Origin of the sequence: Vibrio caribbeanicus ATCC BAA-2122, from assembly GCF_000165125.1 — a bacterium.
GTDB classification, from domain to species: domain Bacteria; phylum Pseudomonadota; class Gammaproteobacteria; order Enterobacterales; family Vibrionaceae; genus Vibrio; species Vibrio caribbeanicus.
On the sequence record NZ_AEIU01000003.1, the window covers coordinates 44,017 to 59,697 of the forward strand.

At 40.8% G+C, this 15,681-nt stretch carries 15 protein-coding genes; 9 read left to right on the forward strand and 6 right to left on the reverse strand.

The features are described 5' to 3' along the window. Positions 1-5: 5 nt before the first annotated feature. The gene (locus tag RH40_RS00830) at positions 6-791 is read right to left on the reverse strand and encodes an efflux RND transporter periplasmic adaptor subunit (RefSeq protein ID WP_009599343.1); all 786 of its coding nucleotides are present in this window, start codon (positions 789-791) and stop codon (positions 6-8) included. 164 nt (positions 792-955) lie between these two features. On the opposite strand from RH40_RS00830, the gene RH40_RS00835 reads away from it, so the two are divergent. The 3 genes from RH40_RS00835 to RH40_RS00845 all read left to right on the forward strand — a co-directional run bounded on the left by RH40_RS00835 (position 956) and on the right by RH40_RS00845 (position 3,530). Beyond that, entirely contained in the window at positions 956-1,642 is a 687-nt protein-coding gene (locus RH40_RS00835) for a response regulator transcription factor (RefSeq protein WP_009599345.1), read from the forward strand. A 14-nt stretch (positions 1,643-1,656) separates the two neighbouring features. Then, on the forward strand, positions 1,657-2,937 hold the full coding sequence (locus tag RH40_RS00840) for a sensor histidine kinase (protein WP_009599346.1): 1,281 nt from the start codon (positions 1,657-1,659) through the stop codon (positions 2,935-2,937). A 128-nt stretch (positions 2,938-3,065) separates the two neighbouring features. Further along, positions 3,066-3,530: a hypothetical protein gene (locus RH40_RS00845; protein ID WP_009599347.1), complete on the forward strand. Its 465-nt coding sequence runs from the start codon at positions 3,066-3,068 to the stop codon at positions 3,528-3,530. Between the two features lie 14 nt (positions 3,531-3,544). Here the strand turns inward: RH40_RS00845 and RH40_RS00850 are convergent, their stop codons facing one another. After that, positions 3,545-4,261, reverse strand: a complete 717-nt coding sequence (locus RH40_RS00850) for a sugar isomerase domain-containing protein (RefSeq protein ID WP_009599348.1) — start codon at positions 4,259-4,261, stop codon at positions 3,545-3,547. A gap of 242 nt (positions 4,262-4,503) precedes the next feature. Between RH40_RS00850 and RH40_RS00855 the strand changes: the two genes are divergently transcribed. Further along, the gene (locus RH40_RS00855; protein ID WP_009599349.1) at positions 4,504-5,574 is read left to right on the forward strand and encodes a phage tail sheath C-terminal domain-containing protein; all 1,071 of its coding nucleotides are present in this window, start codon (positions 4,504-4,506) and stop codon (positions 5,572-5,574) included. 272 nt (positions 5,575-5,846) lie between these two features. Continuing rightward, positions 5,847-7,652 (forward strand): GTP-binding protein, encoded by a 1,806-nt coding sequence (locus RH40_RS00860; RefSeq protein WP_009599350.1) that lies wholly within the window; start codon positions 5,847-5,849, stop codon positions 7,650-7,652. 368 nt (positions 7,653-8,020) lie between these two features. Here RH40_RS00860 and RH40_RS00865 read toward each other — a convergent pair whose 3' ends face one another. Next, positions 8,021-8,878, reverse strand: a complete 858-nt coding sequence (locus RH40_RS00865) for a LysR family transcriptional regulator (RefSeq protein WP_009599351.1) — start codon at positions 8,876-8,878, stop codon at positions 8,021-8,023. 107 nt (positions 8,879-8,985) lie between these two features. Here RH40_RS00865 and RH40_RS00870 point away from each other — a divergent pair, with 107 nt between their 5' ends. Continuing rightward, the gene (locus RH40_RS00870; RefSeq protein ID WP_009599352.1) at positions 8,986-10,242 is read left to right on the forward strand and encodes an adenylosuccinate synthetase; all 1,257 of its coding nucleotides are present in this window, start codon (positions 8,986-8,988) and stop codon (positions 10,240-10,242) included. A gap of 161 nt (positions 10,243-10,403) precedes the next feature. On the opposite strand, the gene cfa is transcribed toward RH40_RS00870, so the two are convergent. Further along, entirely contained in the window at positions 10,404-11,546 is a 1,143-nt protein-coding gene (gene cfa / locus RH40_RS00875; RefSeq protein WP_009599353.1) for a cyclopropane fatty acyl phospholipid synthase, read from the reverse strand. A 310-nt stretch (positions 11,547-11,856) separates the two neighbouring features. Here cfa and RH40_RS00880 point away from each other — a divergent pair, with 310 nt between their 5' ends. Then, positions 11,857-12,162, forward strand: coding sequence for a hypothetical protein (locus RH40_RS00880; RefSeq protein ID WP_009599354.1), 306 nt, complete (start codon positions 11,857-11,859; stop codon positions 12,160-12,162). Between the two features lie 88 nt (positions 12,163-12,250). Here RH40_RS00880 and RH40_RS00885 read toward each other — a convergent pair whose 3' ends face one another. Beyond that, positions 12,251-12,877 carry a LysE family translocator gene (locus tag RH40_RS00885; protein WP_009599355.1) on the reverse strand — a complete coding sequence of 209 codons (627 nt, stop codon included), beginning with the start codon at positions 12,875-12,877 and terminating at the stop codon, positions 12,251-12,253. 103 nt (positions 12,878-12,980) lie between these two features. Here RH40_RS00885 and RH40_RS00890 point away from each other — a divergent pair, with 103 nt between their 5' ends. Both RH40_RS00890 and RH40_RS00895 read left to right on the forward strand, forming a co-directional pair. Beyond that, positions 12,981-13,877, forward strand: a complete 897-nt coding sequence (locus RH40_RS00890; protein ID WP_009599356.1) for a LysR family transcriptional regulator — start codon at positions 12,981-12,983, stop codon at positions 13,875-13,877. Positions 13,878-14,115: 238 nt separating this feature from the next. Continuing rightward, on the forward strand, positions 14,116-15,213 hold the full coding sequence (locus RH40_RS00895) for a YdcF family protein (RefSeq protein WP_009599358.1): 1,098 nt from the start codon (positions 14,116-14,118) through the stop codon (positions 15,211-15,213). A 98-nt stretch (positions 15,214-15,311) separates the two neighbouring features. On the opposite strand, the gene rcnR is transcribed toward RH40_RS00895, so the two are convergent. Next, on the reverse strand, positions 15,312-15,581 hold the full coding sequence (gene rcnR / locus RH40_RS00900) for a Ni(II)/Co(II)-binding transcriptional repressor RcnR (RefSeq protein WP_009599359.1): 270 nt from the start codon (positions 15,579-15,581) through the stop codon (positions 15,312-15,314). Positions 15,582-15,681 lie beyond the last annotated feature (100 nt).

Sequence of the window (15,681 nt, forward strand, 5' to 3'; positions counted from 1 at the left end):
CGTATCTACTCCTTCCCAGAACTGTCGGCTACCAAAGACAGATCCGTCGAAACATAAACGGACATACCCGGCCTAAAGTTACGATTCAAGTTATCTATTTCAATGACTACAGGGTAACTGCCATTGTCTGACTCCAACTCCATACCTATGCGAGATACTTGAGCCTCGATCTTTTTCTTTGGTTCTGTTTCTGACCAAACAACAACACGCTGCCCTAGTTCAAAAGCTGCCAAATCATATTCACTGGCCACAAAGATGAGTGAAACTTCATCAATATTTATCATTTCATATAGCAAGTCACCTTTGTTAACCCAAGCGCCTGATTGAACCGATTTACTCGAGATGTAACCGGCAATTTTAGATTCAATCTTGGTATTTAAAAGGTCTTTATTCGCTTGCTGATGCTGGATCTTAGCCACCGATAATTCCGCTTTAGCACTTAAGTATTCAGAGCGTGCCAAATCCAACTCACCAACAGCTAAGCTCTGCTTTTGAGTCAATTTTTGATAACGTTTATAAGTCGCTTCTCGTAATTTCAGTTTTGCCGACATAAGCGCTAAGTTCGCTTCTTCTTTACTGGCCTGAAGTTCAAAGTCATCGTCTTTTATTGTTGCAAGCATTTGGTTCATCTCTACATAATGACCAATTTGATGCTGTGCACTATCAATGACACCATCGACCTCAGCCACAACGCTCTGTTTATTAAGTCCTGAGACTTGACCTATCAACTCTATGGAATTTGCGTACGGCGTTCCGAATGTCAATAATAGAGGTATTATTAGTCTTTTCATTGGTTGGCTCCTCGAAATATTGACGCTAGTATTAATTGGCTTTTGTCAAAGCCATGTCGATACTTCTCACCAAACAGTTTCATTTTATACAATCATCATTTTCGACAAAACTTCGACAATTGGCGTCTATAATTCTCAATGAAAAGTTTATTTAGGAGTAAGATGTGTTAGAACAGAGCCGAATTCTCGTTATTGAAGATAACCTGCAGCTTCAAAACACAATCGCTGACTTTCTCGAAGTAAAGGAAGCCCACGTCGATTTTGCAGTCGATGGAAAACAGGGATTTAAATTGGCTTCAGAGCACGATTTTGATGTCATCATTTTAGACGTCATGTTACCCAAAATGAATGGGATGCAGGTCGCTGAAAAATTGAGAGAAAACGGTGTTAGCACTCCTATCTTGATGTTAACAGCACTCAATGGGGAACAAGATCTATTAGAGAGCTTCGGTTCGGGTGTGGATGACTTCGTGACAAAACCTTTCCAATTTCTTGAGCTAGAAGCAAGACTTAGTGCCTTAATTAAACGTAATAAAGGGTTAGTTGCCAAGAAGACCCTCTGTTATGGTCAAATCACACTCGATGAAAAATCTCGCACCGTATCCAGAGAAGGCAGACCAATTATTTTATCATCGACGTTATTCGATATACTAAGAGAGTTGGTCAACGCACAAGGAGAGATAGTCACTCGTGAAAGTTTGACGCACATGCTGTGGGGCAATGACACCCCCGATACCGATTTGTTGCGCAGCCATATCTACCTGCTAAGGAATACGCTCGACAAGCCCTTTGAGTTTGCAATGTTGAGAACGGTTCCAAGACACGGTTACCAATTAACTTTACCCAATTAAAATTCAAACCCTTAATGAAGAAGTCAATAAACCACCCCCCTTCTTTTGAAGATATTCGAGTAAGGATTCTACGTTCATTTGCTACGATTGCGATAATTTCTTCGTTTTCTGTATTCTTTGCATTTTCATTATGGTTAGTGTGGCAAAGCAACCTTCAGGTTGGAAAGCAACTAGAGTTGTATCAGAGTATTGTAGAGCGGCATTATCGTCTATCTCCTACAAATGTCCTTACTTTATCTGATAATATTCATGTCTACTTTGAACAACAAAAAGACGATCAGACCTTACCAAAAGAGAACTTACTAGAACTCGACACCATTGCCTTCTCAGGAGAAAACCTTCTGATAACAGAAAGTCGATCTTTTTATCCAGACATCATTGCTTACCATTTTTCATTCGTGGATCAAGGGAAGAGAATATCCGCATATATCGCTATGGATACTGTCGATGATGATGCCATCATCGATAGTTGGGATGTTTTGATGATAGCAGCGATGGTGTTGATGTTTTCTCTTATCACCATTCTACGCTTTGCTTTAAAACGAGTTTTCATTCAACTTATGGTTCCTATCACCAGTTTGATTGACCAGTTAAATAATAAAGCTGAAACATTTAGCCTCTCGGAAGAGTCTGTCACTGAGTTACAACAATTAGCTGCGCACCTCAATCACTATTCACGAGCCAAAGAAAGTTTAGCTAGACAGGAGTTAATGTTCGCTAACTACGCAAGTCACGAGCTTAAAACTCCGATATCAGTGATCATTGGTACAACCGAGCTTCTAGAAATGAAACTAGATGATAAAGAGTTTCAGCAAAGACAAAGAGCAAGAATCCTAGAGGCAGCAAATGGTATGAAAGCCACGGTGGGAGCTCTACTTAATATAGTAAAGCAAGAGAACCCCTCGGCAGAAAAGCTAGTCACGCACGTGAACGAGCTCTCCATTGATTTATCACATTATAAACAAATGCTACCTTCTGGCTTACATTTGAGCTTGTCTGTGGAACCAAATACGGTAAGTAACCTTCCTGTGGCATTAATTAATATTGTTATTAAGAACTATGTTGAAAACGCGCTACGTTTTACAACAAAAGGGGAAATCAAAGTGACCGTTGACTCAAACACTATTTCCGTCATGGATACTGGTAGCGGGTTGACTAATGAGGCAAATGTGGAACATGGCTTGGGGCTCATCATTGTCGATAGGATTGGAAAAAGCTATGACTGGGAATCAACGCTGATCAACCGAAAAGATGGACAGAGAGGCTGCATTGCTTCGTTCACTCGTATTCTTTAATATTTTTGCTCTTTGATAAACATCTACAAGGTGACGTTAGAGCGCAAGATTCATTGCAACTCAACATTGAAAATACATCCTCGATACTCAATAGAGGGTGAACACCAAGTTTTAGCCAAGGTTGTTCTATGACAGATTTTATTGACGCAGAAATGGCAGATTTTTTAGACAAGACAAGATTCTTAACTATTGATTTAGAAATTCGCTCTGATGAACCTCTCGACGCACTATATGCCTTCCTCTATGAAAGGTACGATTGTTGTTCTAGGTACCCACCGTGCAAGCACTGTCCTGATTGGTTTACCATAATCTCTTTTACATCTTACGAGGACTGCAATCTGTGTATAGAAAATCATTGTAAATGGTTGAGCTCAATGCCTCCGGATGCAAAATCTCAATGGCTCAAAGCGAAACAAAGGTGCATGAATATTGGCTATAATACCTCTTCGAAACACCATGCATTTATCCAGTATATTCGCCCTGATCTCATCTCTCAGTTGGCCAAATTGGAGATAGGACTCGCTTTCACTCTCTATCCAATCGAAATCGAGCTTGAAGAGTCGAAAAATCTAGCAATATTCAACAAAGCGTAGTCTCTATTTAAAAACTATCGACACTTTAATCGATCACCAAAATGTTGATAAATCGCTTCATTATCAAAACCATCAACATTTTGGCTCGAGAACACGAGAGGCTGTCCACCGAGATCGAGTGCTCGCTTTTGAGCTTCAACACAAATGGTATTCATCAGAGTCATTCCAGCTATGCTTGAGAATGCACCTGTAATTCGGCCGTTCACTTTGCACAGACCATCACCGGTTGGAACGCAGTTATCTAAAATGATATCAGCAACATCCATTAACTTTAGGCCTGAAGTGTGACGGCTAGGGTTTATACTGGACTGTTCAACCGATGTAATTGCGATAACGGTATGACCTTCTTGTTTTGCTCGCATCGCAAATTCGATAGGTAGCGCATTCCGTCCCGAATTAGAGGCAACCATAACCAAATCATCCTTATTTATTTTTTGGTCATTCCACAGGATATCAGCCAATCCGGGTAATTTTTCTAACTCTGAGCCTCTTAAGGCCCCGTCACTCGTCAATACCGTTGAGTCAAGAATCGCATTGATATTGCCCAAGCCACCCGCTCGAATGAAGCCTTCAAGACCAATCATGTGCGAATGACCTGTACCCAACACCTGAATCATATTGTCTTCAATAATCGACTGAGCGAATAACTCAATCGTACGCTCCAACGGTTCCTTATTTATTGTGATTAACTTTTCGATCGATTGGCTTAAGTTTTTTACATATTCATACATTTAATAAGCTCTCTCTTTTAAATAGAATTTTTATCTCAAGCTCACCAGAACTTTTTTTGATTTTGATCATTAACTTTATGTAATAAATAAAAATATCATAATAAATATTTTCGTGTTAACTCACAGAATGACCCTGAAGTACTATCAAACTCTATTCGCCCCAAAAGCTCAAGACTAATATCACTCGATAGCCAAACCGATAACTAACTAAATCAATAATTTTATAAATCTGAGGATTTATTATGATAGATTCAAGCACTTTTCCAAGAGTATATACACTAGAGCAATCTCCAACTAATACGACAATACCGTTTAAAAAGAAAACCATCACTGCATTTGCCATCAATCCTCAGGTGGCAAGACTAATAGGTGCTGAAGCTAAAGCGCTTCGCATTGACAGTTTTGCTACTTATCAGCAGTTAGTCTTAAAACACGATATCGAAGAAGAAAACGATATCCAGCAACTAAAGAGTAATCTACGAGCCTATTTCAATAATGGAGGCGATACTTGTTTTTTGATGGTTGCTAAAAACATCGGTTTAGAGATACAAAAAAACAAAGAGATAGGCCTCATAGTTGCCAATGGTGAAGACATAGAAGAGGTAGCCAATCTTCTTACCAAGGAAAATAATCTTTTTGCCCTTTTGGATGGCCCAAAAGCGGAGCTTTCTAATAACGATAGAAATATACCTACCGGCTTTAAAGGGAACAGCTGTTCGGCGATCTACTACCCTTGGCTTGCGGATAAATGGACAAAAGCCGCGATAGCGCCGAGCGCAGCGATAGCGGGAGCCTATTGTAAAAATGATCGAATGTATGGTGTATGGAAGTCCCCAGCAAATATTGCCTTGGTTGGAGTTGACCCAATTCAACTCGTCACCGATCAACAACAGGGTGAATTCTCCCAAGAGAATGCCATAAATATGATTCGTCAGTTTAATCACGGTCCAGCAACACTTTGGGGTGCAAGAACTCTAGGTGGAGCGGACAGCTTTATACCCACTCAGCGTCTCCTTATGAAAGTTGAGCAAGATATCCAAAGCTTATTGAGAACCGTACTCTTTGAAGCCAACAGTCAAGCCACTTGGAGCAAAATACGTGATTCCATTCATTCCTATTGCCATGCACTTTGGCAACACGGAGCACTCATAGGATCAACTGAAGAAGACGCTTTTTATATTCAGGTTGGTGAAAACCTTACCATGAGCGCAGTCGATATACAGCAACATAAGATGATTGTGAAAGTCGGCCTTGCCACCATTAGGCCTGCTGAATATGTCGAGTTGGAGTTTACACAACAAATGGGCTTTTAGATTGGCCCGAGAAAATACTCTGAGACTCAAAGCTATCTAAAAATGAGGGAAGCTTAAACAGTCTTCCCTTAGACTTTTGCTAAATTCTCCATCACACAAATCTATTTTTCATTTCGTACGTTTAAATTCAATTACCCACAAAAGTCCTAATGTTGACATTTATTGTCTTAACATCAATAAAGATTTATCAAAACAACCATTAGACTGCTCTTCTAGTTGAGGAAACCACTTTCTCTAGCATCACTCATGAATTGACAAGAAAAGGAAAAGTAATGGAACACACTAACATCAGAAATATTGCCATTATTGCCCATGTCGATCATGGTAAAACTTCTCTGGTTGACACGCTCTTACGTGCAACAACCTCTCTCTCGCGACAAGATAATTGTCGGGAGCTATTACTTGACTCAAATGATCAAGAACGTGAAAGAGGCATCACAATCTTATCCAAAGTGACGGCCGTAAACTGGAATCAAAAAAGAATCAATATTATTGATACTCCCGGCCATGCTGATTTTAGTGGTGAAGTTGAGCGAGTTATCGATATGGCGGATGCAGCACTTATCGTTGTTGATGCAGTAGAAGGGCCAATGCCTCAAACTCGGTTTGTGGCACAAAAGGCAATTCAAAATGACCTAAAAATATTGGTTGCCATCAATAAAATTGATCGTCGAGAGGCCAACCCCCAACATGCACTAGACCGTGTATACGACCTACTTGTTCAGTTAGGTGCAAGTCTCGAACAGTTGGATTTCGATGCCATTTTTTGCAGTGCCAGAAATCAGTTTTCCTATGACGCGTTTTCTGAGTTTGACGATACTATGGGCATGACACCGCTATTGGACATGCTGGTAGACAAGGTAAGTTACCCCTGTTTAGCAGAGGGTAACGAACCGGTATTACAAATCCACCAATTGGATTACTCTCCCTACTTGGGGCTGATTGGGGTAGGCAAAGTACTATCTGGAGAATTCTATAAAGGTCAGGCAGTTGCGATTAAAAGAGAAGGACTCGAAGATAAGAACGGCACTATCCGAGAGGTTTATCATTCAGAAGGCCTACAACGAGTTAGCATACCCAAGGGTCAAGCTGGTGATATCATCGCTTTTTGTGGCATTGAGGATATTGCGATTTCGGATGTTATTACCTCCAGAGGTAATCAAATAAAGTTGCCACAACTCAAAGTCGATTTACCTTCGGTTAGTGTGCAATTTAGTGTTAATGATTCTCCTTTTGCAGGCCAAGAAGGAACTGTTTTACAGTCAAAAGCTCTTGCTGAACGATTGAAAATGGAATCAACCTATGACGCTGCACTTAAAGTGTGCGATTCACCAGATGGTGGTAATGTGGAAGTAATAGGACGAGGGGAACTCCACCTTGGAGTCCTCATAGAAAATATGAGAAGAGAAGGTAAAGAGTTCTGTATCTCTCGTCCTAAGGTATTGAATGGAAAATCAATACCAGAAGGAAAAGAGCCATATGATAAGTGTTTTATCAATTGTGAAAATGAATATTTGGGTGCCATTATTCATGAACTAGGGGTAAGAGAAGCTGTGCTATTGTCTAGCCTCCGATTAGAAAACGGTCAAAATGAACTGGTTTTTAGGGGGGCAAAAAGGGGCTTCCTAGGACTGAGGCATGCTATCAATAACCTCAGTGGTGGTACTGCCAGTCTTCATTTAGAAGACGATGGCTACGATAAAACATGCAGTGCCCGAGTAGGTCAACGCCACGAATCTGTCATGGTATCTAATGGAACAGGAAAAGCGCTTAACCACTCCCTCACTCACCTTCAGGATAGGGGGCGCATGATGATAAAACATGGACAACAGGTATTTACTGGCCAGATCATCGGTTCAGCAAACTCTCCGTCAGATCTCTGGGTGAATTGCCGCCAAGGCAAGCAACTTGCTAGAGTATGGAGGACAACCGCAGATAAACATTATGCACTAAAAGCGACTTTCACTATGAGTTTGGAGCAAGCAATGTCGTGGATAAATGATGATGAGCTAATTGAAGTTACACCACAAAATATAAGGCTCAAGAAAAAATCATCCAGCACCATTATGCTCAAGTAACCTTGAGATATTTATACCGTAATAATAATGACACAGTGGTATAACGGTGTTTTTGCCCATAAGAGGGGGCAAATTCGGTCCCCTCTCTTTTTTCTCTATTACCTACCAATCGACCCATTGACTATTTGTATACCCAAGTAACCTCAAGACGCTAGGTTCAGCGAGAATGGATTGCTTTACAGTGTAGGATTTCTACTGTGTACCCGAGGCCACTCCACCTAAATTAGTAATCCTCACCAAATGAGGTACAAATTATGTGATTGAAAACTCAGAAGGCCATCATTGATACCTGACATAGCAAGACAATGATCCATATCACTTATAAAAGCCCACTATAAAAAGTGGGCGATCCTATATCAATGGTTTCTCTATCTAACCTGATGGGAAACCCACTCTAGGAGTTGCTTGGCTGCTTTAGATAATACCTGATTTTGTCGCACAATATAGCCAAAATTCGTGCTTGGAAAATTTGGCAATGGTGTGAAATGCCTTGTTAGTTTTAATTTTGGGTTAAGAGAAAAATCCGGAACTATCGCGGTTCCGAACCCTGCTTCGGCCCAATCTATTTGCGCTTCTACACTTCCAACTTCCATCACTCTAAAATCAGGCAGATTTAACTTAGGAAGCGATAGATCCATTAGCTCTCGTGTGCGAGTGTCATGACCCAATAAAATTAAAGTTGGTTTATCTTTCTGTTCATTGTGCCAATCTAATAAATTGTCACCAAAGGCACACCATTGAATTTGCATGAGTGGAGTGAAATGTAATGGTTGGCTTTCCTTTTGCGCGATAACAAATCCGATATCAGAACGTGCACTTTTAACTAATTCTTCAGCTTGAGAAGACGTCGTATTAAACAAAGTCAAATCCATTCCCGGGTAATGACGTTTAAACTTTTGTAGAGGGTGAATGAGCAGCAAACGAGAGACAATATCACTGGCAGCAATAGACAAAGTTCCTTGGCTAAAGTCATTCATAGCATTAAGATCAGACTGACAAATCTGCAGTTCATCAAGCATTTTCTCTGCTGTTTCAAGTAATCGCTCCCCAGATTGGGTCAATTTTACCGGGTTTCGCTCTATCAACTTCGCTTTTGTTGAGCTCTCAAGTTGCTTAATGTGCAAGCTCACATTTGGCTGAGTCATGTGTAGCTCGGTGGCTGTTTTCCCGAAATGTTTAACTCTGGACAAAGTAACAAAAGTTCTTAACCAATTAAGATCTAGCATTGTTCATTTCGATATGTATTATTTATCAAGACAATTAGTATAATTAATTTTTCTTATTAATCACACCACCCTACAATTTCACTGTCTATTTTCTAGGAGAGTGAAGGATGTCATCAATCGTTGTTGTAGGTGCAAATTGGGGCGATGAAGGTAAGGGCCGCATCGTAGATTTTTTATCTGAAAAGGCTTCCGCAAGTATCCGCTTTCAAGGCGGTAATAATGCTGGCCACACTGTAGTCAATAATCTGGGTACCTTTAAGCTCCATCAATTACCTAGTGGCGTATTTAACCCTGACTGTTTGACTGTTCTCGGTCCAGGCATGGTCATCAGTCCAGGCGCGTTGACAGAAGAAATAAATTTGGTCGAGAAGGCGGGAGTTAAACTCAATCTGTCTATTTCTGATCGTGCAACCCTATGCTTACCTCTCCATGCTCTAGAAGATACCTTGGAAGAGGAACGGTTGGGTGACAATGCTTATGGCTCAACTCGCCAAGGTATTGCTCCAGCCTATGGCGATCGTGTTATGAAAAAGGGAATTCTCGTTGGCTGGCTAAAACAGCCTGAAGTATTGACAGAACGTATACAGTTTTGGATAGACTGGAAACTTCCTCAACTTCGTGCGCTATATCCAAACCTTCAGTTTAATCAAAGCGCAAAAGAAATATCTGATTGGCTTATCGAAGTATCAAAACCGTGGCGTAATTCTATCTGTAACGTAACCATTCCTTTGAAAGAGAAACAAGCGCAAAAACAAACTCTACTTTTCGAAGCCCAACTTGGTGCAGGTCGTGATTTAATTTATGGCGAGTATCCATGGACAACCTCGTCTAATGTCGTATCTATGTACGCAGGTATTGGCGGTGGTCTTCCAGCACTTCGTCCTACAAGAGTGATTGCGGTAGCAAAAGCATTCAGTTCTTCTGTGGGAACCGGTACCTTAATCACAGCAATGGATCAGCAGGATACATTTCGTGAAACGGCAGAAGAATATGGAGCAACAACTGGTAGACCCAGAGATCTAGGCTATTTTGATGCTGTAGCAACCAAAAACGGTATCGAACTACAAGCTGCGACTGAAGTGGCTCTGACCAAAATTGACTGCCTTACAGGCCTAAGTGAACTCAAAATATGCGTAGGTTATACAGGTGAACATAGTGATAACCCAATTTGGCCTCAGACCACAGAACTAACACCCATTTATGAACAAATGGAAAGCTGGCATGAGGATATCACCGGATGTCGAAAGTTCGAAGAATTACCAGAAGCGGCAAGAAGGTACATCTTACGTATTGAAGCACTGATGGAGATCCCTATAACCATGATTTCAGTTGGGCCACAGCGCGACCAAATGATTATCCGCTAGAGTTTCAAGTATTGGCTTTATTACGTTGTTGAGGCAAGGCTTGAAGTCTAGCATAGCGAGCAAGTCACCGGTTGTGTAACCAAAGCAGTGATTTTTCATTATTACTCGAAAAGTATGCGGCATTTTATTGAGCCGCATATTGTCAATATCAAAAGTAAAATTCAACTCTCACGAACACAATTAGGTAGGGGCCTGCCTACCTTAGTCATGGCTATTTGCCATAAATTAAGGTCTCGAGCTCTAAACGCGCCTGCACAAGACAGCAAATAATAGCGCCAAATTCTAAAAAACTTGTCTCCGTATTTATCTTGCAAACCTGGCCACGCAGACAAAAAATTGTCATACCAAGCAGACAACGTCTTATCATAGTCGGGCCCAAAATTATGAACATCTTCGATATTAAATTTCGGTTCCATCGCTGTGGACAGCTGCCCTAAAGAAGGGATCACACCATTTGGGAAAATATATTTATTAATCCATGGATCGCACTCAGTCAACGATATACTTGAGCCAATACCGTGCAATACAAATATAGCCTCGTCTTTCATAAATCGTTCAACGCAATCAAAGTATTCCCTGTAGTTTCTCGGACCAACATGTTCAATCATGCCCACCGAGACGACCGCATCATACTTTAGATTGGGGCGATACTCGCGGTAATCTTGTAGAATGAAATTTACGGGTAAACCAGAGATATCAGCTCGGTTCTGACCAAAGGTTGCTTGCTCTTTGGATAAGGTAAGACCATCACAAATAACGCCATATTTTTCGGCAGCAAAATTCATAAAGCTACCCCAGCCGCAGCCGATATCCAATACTCGCATTCCCTCTGACAGACCAAGTTTCCTACACAATAAATCTAACTTGTGCTCTTGGGCTTCACTGAGGCTTTGAGCTTGTTTCCAATAACCACATGTATAAGTCATTCTTGGGTCAAGCATAGACTCATAGAGATCATTTCCTAAATCATAATGAGCACTAACATCAGCTTTGGCTCTTATAATCGTCTGGGAATTTACCAAACGTTTGAATTTCTGTTTACCTAACGAGGCACCCATTTTTATTTTTGCTGCCAAGTTCACTTGTGACTCGATATCAGTCTGAATTAAACGAGAGATCATTTCAGCCAGATCGTCACATTCCCATTGCTTTTCAATATAGCTCTCACCCAACCCCAACGAGCCATGCTCAACAATTCGATTGAACATTTTTGGATCATTAACCTTGATATCCCATGCTCTGTTTCCATCTAATTCAATATCAGCATTTTTTAGTAAACTTTGAAAAAAATGATAGTAATCCATAGTTGCCTCTCGTCTCTAACCACGAGAAATACTAATACTTACATTAACAAATCAAACATCAACATAGGGACATAAACTATCACAATACAGACCATTGAGTCTGTACTATATCCTAGTAACTTCAAGGCACGAAATTCAGAGCGATGCCACAGTGTTGAGTTCAAGGAAAATAACGTAGCGAATTAGTGGACGCTTACCAAGTTGTTTGACGATGAAATCGGCACTGTGGCACACTCCCAAAAGGCGAGTTGTCTTGCTTTACATGCGTCGTTACCGATTTTCAGTTTAGATAATATATGAGGAAGATAAATTGATAGAAAGTGAATACCTAGCGAAACATTGCGATGGTAAGGAGCTACTTTTGCACATTAGAATAGACATTCCGAAAAAGGAAACCACACAAAACGGTGATTTTTGCTGCAGGTTTAGCGTACCTGAATTGAACATCGATAATCCTATTTTTGGCGTGGATGCAACTCAATCCTTGTGCCTAGCTATCCTGCGTTTTCGCTCTTGGGTCGAGAGTATGTCCAGTGATGGATGGACATTCTATTTCTCCCAAGACACTGACCAAGAAATCGACCTCCTCGCTACTTACTTTCCTACTCAGTGGTAGTAAATTGCCTCAAAGCAATGTTTTATTCACTAGTCACCTAGATTCCGACGCCATCACCCCAGAGAGGGTTTCATGCTTTTAATCAATTTTAGATTACTTGATTATTCAGTGCGAGTACCATAGCAGCGGCTAACAAAACACAGCCACCAAACCGATTAAGATAATTAGGGTAGTTTATCAGCCACCCCAAGAACTGCTTGGCAATAAAGGCATAAGTCATCACCCAACAAAAATCCAATATAACCATGGTTGGACACATTATTAGCATTTGTAGTGGTACATTATCATTGCCGGAAATAAATTGAGGAAAGAATGCACTAAAAAAGATGATCGCCTTCGGATTGGTCCCAGCAACCCAAAAGCCCTGCCAATAAAGCTTAAAGGATGACACATCGTCGGTTCGAAAGCTTGGCTTTTTCACTACAAGGACTGCAGAGCTCAATAGCATCTTTATCCCCATGACTAGTAATAGAAAAATTCCGCTCCATTGAATAAATAACAAGGCATTTTTATCGTTTGTACTGATTACTCCCAGACCGAAGGCAACGAAGATCATCTGGAACGCGTTCGCAGTAATATCTCCCAAGGCGGTAAAAATCGTCTTATTTACTCCATATTTTAGCGAGTGAACCATAGCTAAAAATACACTGGGGCCAGGTGTCATAGTGAGAATAAGCGATGCGATAAAAAATATAAGCCAGGCTTCAAAAGTCATTCTAACTCCTTAATGTTCGACTTAACCATTAAAGTTTCTTTAGAGAAGCCCAGCATGATGTAATAATGATATATAACAAAATAACCTGAGGTTATATTGAACCATGATTGATCAACTCGATAATCTTCCAGCACTCGTGCCAGACATTTTGCTGCAAATTTTAGAAACGGGGAGTGTTACCAAGGCTGCGAATTCACTCAAGGTGAGCCAGCCAGCAGTCAGTAAGGCGATAAAAACGGCAGAAAGACAGTTAGGACTAGAACTGGTTCGAAGAGAGTGTCGCCCACTCACTTTGACGCGAGAAGGTCAACTCATCGCTGAATATGCCAAGCACTCTCAAAAAGAAAAGGAAAAACTCATACAAAAACTTAGGCAGGCAACAAAGGAAGGAGGCGGACGAGTAAAAATCGCCTCTTTTGGTGCATCAGCGACCACGCATATTTTACCCCGATTTATTAGTAACTTGAAAAAAGTAAAACCTCTCATCAATGTAGAGGTGCTGGAGTTTAATGATGAGCAAGCACTACTGGCACTTAAAGAAGGTCAGGTAGATTTTGCCATTATTGTAGACAAAGAGTATCCCGACTTAGATATTATTCCCATTGTCACTGATCGTCTTGTCGCACTCGTTAACACTGAGGATCCACTTGCCAATGCCTTACAACTTTCAGCTTACGACCTTTGCCAGCGAGACTTTATACTTACCAAAGGAGGCAGCGCACCCTTAGTCGAAGAGTGGTTCAAACGTTCAAGTACTCACATAGTGGCAAAACATAAAGCCCTGCAACTGACATCAATTCTTGCCATGATACGCGCCAACCTTGGGGTTTCAATAGTAGCAGAATTATCAATTCCTCAACTGCACAATGATGTAAATGTTATTCCACTGACCCCCGAATATCCTCGACATATTTGTGTCGCGAAACTCCATGGGGGCTTTGCTTCTAATAGCGCAAAGTTGACATGGCAATATTTTAAGGAATTCGCCGCTAGGAAATGATTAACTTGAGTTAAAGCGCACACTATTTTCTGCCAGAGCGATTATTAGCACATTAAAAATGCAAACAAACTCATACTGTAGAAAGAATGAATGAAAAGAAGACATATGCCCTGTTTATTTTGGAGGAATTTTTTGCTGAAAATCAGAATAGAAAGAGAAAAATTGTGATTTTAATAACACTTTTATTGGCAGGTAAATTTACAATGCAAAAAAAGAACGTCCACACTTGGAAACTACAATGAAAAAAAACCTCCTTACCCTCGTTTTAAGCGGTACGATTGCCTTTACTTGTTCACCTTATGTACTAGCGAAAAATGTTGCCACAATCCAATCCAATACTGACTATTCACAACTGGTTACCAAACGTCAGGTGGTAGACCACCTTTTAGATGAAGCGGTCAAGGCGTTTAAGTCACCAGCTAGAATTTCTCATGCCGGATTTACTGCCAAAATGCCCAGTAATATGGAAGTCGTTACTAATCGACTTCTTGAAGCCTACAAACTTGAACCATACCGTACTGACCTCCTAATTTCAGCGGCAAATGCCCAGATTTATAACAAAAATGTCGACAAAGCCATCGAGTTGTTTCAACAAGCACTGAGTGTTGCTCCTGAGGATGTCGACTTACACGCCTATCTTGCCGTTTGGCAACACTTCAAAGGGAATCAAGCCGAGTCAAATAAACACATGAAAGTGCTCGCAAAGCTCAACAAAGGCAAAGCAAGCGATATCAAACATATCTTTGATACTGTTGATAGCGTTGTCTCAACACCACTTAAAATCAAGGCTGAAAAAGGGTTGCTTGAAGATAGAGGAGCGATTGTCACTTTAGGCTATGCACTAAACCCTGATGGTTCAATGCACGAAATATTAATCGAACGCCTTATGACAACACTAAAACTAGCGAAAGAAAATCCTGATGCTCTGATTATCCTCACCGGTGGTGTACCAAAAAATAATAAGACCGAAGGAAAATTAATGGCAGACTGGCTTGTTGGTAAGGGAATCAATCCAAATCGAATCATAGAAGAAAACTACGCAACAAGTACTGTTGGGAATGCACTATTCAGCAGCTATGCTCTCGCTCGACATAAGATTAAACACGCCACCATCATTAGCTCAGCCAGCCATGTACGCAGAGGACAAACCCTATTTGAAATTGCCAGTTGGCAAACAGGCCCTCAAAATATTACATTTGACACGGTAAGCTACCCTGACAAACCGCTCGAACAACTAAAGCAAGTAAGTGACAGTGAACTATTAGGTATCTACCGTGATGCGTTACGTACCTACGGAATGTGGAGCTATCGCTCTTATCCATTGGAGTCTAGGTAAAAGCGTTGCTTTGACAGGTAAGCAAACTAGTTTTTAACTATTTTTTACGATATACCCAAGTATCCTCAAAGTTCTTGGGTATAGATGACTTTTTTACTCTACTTGATATACGAATCCAATACTTTCAACACGATTTCCATGTCTGATTCACGCTGCTGACGATCATCTTCATATACACAATGCTCCTGTAAATGTCCTTTTATTACTTCCCTCATAAGGCCATTTACTGCCCCTCTAATCGCAGCAATTTGCTGCAGTACTTCCTGACATTCATGCTCTTCACCAAGCATTTTTTTCAACCCGTTGACTTGGCCCTGAATTTTACTCACCCGAGCATTGAGCTTTTTTTGATCCTTTGTGTGCGACATTAGAAAGCGGCCCTCAGTTATCTGTAGGTTCATTTTAATTGATAATGTAGCACCTTAATTATACTTGGGGGTAGTATTTTATACTCAGGGGGAGTATGAT

Excerpts from the sequence above, each read along its gene's own strand:
- RH40_RS00830 (WP_009599343.1), bottom strand. The coding sequence starts at position 791 with ATGAAAAGACTAATAATACCTCTATTATTGACATTCGGAACGCCGTAC.
- RH40_RS00840 (WP_009599346.1), top strand. The coding sequence starts at position 1,657 with ATGAAGAAGTCAATAAACCACCCCCCTTCTTTTGAAGATATTCGAGTA.
- RH40_RS00845 (WP_009599347.1), top strand. The coding sequence starts at position 3,066 with ATGACAGATTTTATTGACGCAGAAATGGCAGATTTTTTAGACAAGACA.
- RH40_RS00850 (WP_009599348.1), bottom strand. The coding sequence starts at position 4,261 with ATGTATGAATATGTAAAAAACTTAAGCCAATCGATCGAAAAGTTAATC.
- RH40_RS00855 (WP_009599349.1), top strand. The coding sequence starts at position 4,504 with ATGATAGATTCAAGCACTTTTCCAAGAGTATATACACTAGAGCAATCT.
- RH40_RS00860 (WP_009599350.1), top strand. The coding sequence starts at position 5,847 with ATGGAACACACTAACATCAGAAATATTGCCATTATTGCCCATGTCGAT.
- RH40_RS00865 (WP_009599351.1), bottom strand. The coding sequence starts at position 8,878 with ATGCTAGATCTTAATTGGTTAAGAACTTTTGTTACTTTGTCCAGAGTT.
- RH40_RS00870 (WP_009599352.1), top strand. The coding sequence starts at position 8,986 with ATGTCATCAATCGTTGTTGTAGGTGCAAATTGGGGCGATGAAGGTAAG.
- cfa (WP_009599353.1), bottom strand. The coding sequence starts at position 11,546 with ATGGATTACTATCATTTTTTTCAAAGTTTACTAAAAAATGCTGATATT.
- RH40_RS00885 (WP_009599355.1), bottom strand. The coding sequence starts at position 12,877 with ATGACTTTTGAAGCCTGGCTTATATTTTTTATCGCATCGCTTATTCTC.
- RH40_RS00890 (WP_009599356.1), top strand. The coding sequence starts at position 12,981 with ATGATTGATCAACTCGATAATCTTCCAGCACTCGTGCCAGACATTTTG.
- RH40_RS00895 (WP_009599358.1), top strand. The coding sequence starts at position 14,116 with ATGAAAAAAAACCTCCTTACCCTCGTTTTAAGCGGTACGATTGCCTTT.
- rcnR (WP_009599359.1), bottom strand. The coding sequence starts at position 15,581 with ATGTCGCACACAAAGGATCAAAAAAAGCTCAATGCTCGGGTGAGTAAA.